Source organism: Streptomyces recifensis (genome assembly GCF_002154615.1).
In the GTDB taxonomy this organism is placed as follows: domain Bacteria; phylum Actinomycetota; class Actinomycetes; order Streptomycetales; family Streptomycetaceae; genus Streptomyces; species Streptomyces griseoluteus.
Window position 1 is genome coordinate 1 of record NZ_MUNH01000848.1, and the last position, 1,503, is coordinate 1,503.

General features: G+C 74.8%; 1 protein-coding gene and 1 pseudogene. Both read right to left on the reverse strand.

What is annotated here, in order from left to right; translation table 11 throughout:
- Positions 1 to 250 (reverse strand): annotated as a pseudogene (locus tag CCN33_RS30290) (universal stress protein); the annotation flags it as partial.
- 30 nt (positions 251 to 280) lie between these two features.
- On the reverse strand, positions 281 to 1,503 hold a 1,223-nt coding region (locus CCN33_RS30295; RefSeq protein ID WP_208621994.1), incomplete at its 5' end, for an arsenic transporter.

Here is a 1,503-nt window from a genome sequence, read left to right on the forward strand (position 1 = left end):
GGCGTTCGGCGGCCGCGTCCAGCAGCTCCGCCGCGGAGCCGTCGCCCAGGGCCTCGACACGGTCTCCGGGATCGGTCTCCCAGGCCCGCCCGCGCCCCATCAGCCCCGCGAACGCGCCGTGCGCCACGCCGGGCACCTCGGGCCCCGACACATGCAGCAGCACCACCTCACGGGCGTGCGGGGCGTGCACGCGCACGGCGTCCACACAGGCGGGCCAGGTGCCCTCGACGAGCCAGACGACCGCACGCATCCCATGTCCTCCTCGGTCCACGCCACCCCGTCAGAAGAGTTGCAGCGCCCCCCACAGTGCCACCACCGACACCGCCAGCGCCGAGGGCACGGCGATCAGGCCCAGCCGGGTGAACTCCCCGAGGTCCACGCCCTCGTCGTGCTGGTGCACGATCCGCCGCCACAGCAGGGTGGCCAGCGAACCGGCGTAGGTGAGGTTCGGGCCGATGTTCACGCCCAGCAGCACCGCCAGCACCGCGCCCGCCCCGCCCGGCGCGGCCAGCGGCAGCAGCACCAGCACGGCGGGCAGGTTGTTGATCAGGTTGGCCAGTACGGCGGCCAGCGCGGCGATCCCCAGCAGCGCGAGCAGCCCGCTCCCGGACGGCAGCAGATGCCCGAGCGCGTCCGAGAGGCCGTTGTCCACGACCGCCCGCACCACCACACCCAGCGCCAGCACGAACGCCAGGAACGGCGGCGCGGCCGCCCGCACCACGGACAGCGGGGTGGCCTGCCGCCGCACCACCGCCCGTCCGGCCATGACCAGCGCGCCGGCCGCTGCCGCCCACGCCGGATCGACGCCGATCGCCGACGTCACCACGAATCCGGCCAGCGTGCAGCCGACGGTCACCAGCGCGAACACCGGCAGCGGCGGCTCCTCGCCGGTGTCCCGCCCGGCCGGCGCCGCCGCCGACAGATCGCGCCGGAAGAAGCGCCGGAACACCACGTACTCCACGCCGATCGCGGCCAGCCAGGGGAGTGCCATCAGCGCGGCGAACCGGGTGAAGGACAGCCCGCTCGCCGCGAAGGCCAGCAGGTTCGTCAGATTGGACACCGGCAGCAGCAGTGACGCCGTGTTCGACAGATGCGTGCACGCGTAGACGTGCGGCTTGGGGCGGACGCCGGAGCGGGCGGCCGTGGCGAAGACCACCGGGGTGAGCAGCACGATCGTCGCGTCCAGGCTCAGTACCGCCGTGATCACCGAGGCCAGCGCGAACACCGCCGTCAGCAGCCGCACCGGCCGCCCCCGCGACCAGCGGGCCATCCACGCCCCGCAGGCCCGGAAGAGGCCCTCCACGTCGCAGAAGTGGGCCAGTACGAGCACCGCGGCCAGGAACCCGACCACCGGGCCCAGCCGGGCCACCTCGTCGCGGGCGTGGTCCAGGGAGATGGCGCCGGTGAGGATGGCGATCCCGGCGGCCGGCACCGCGAGGACGGCCTCGGTCCAGCCGAAGGGCCGTACCACCGCCCAGGCGAGGACGGCGACGAGCAGGACGG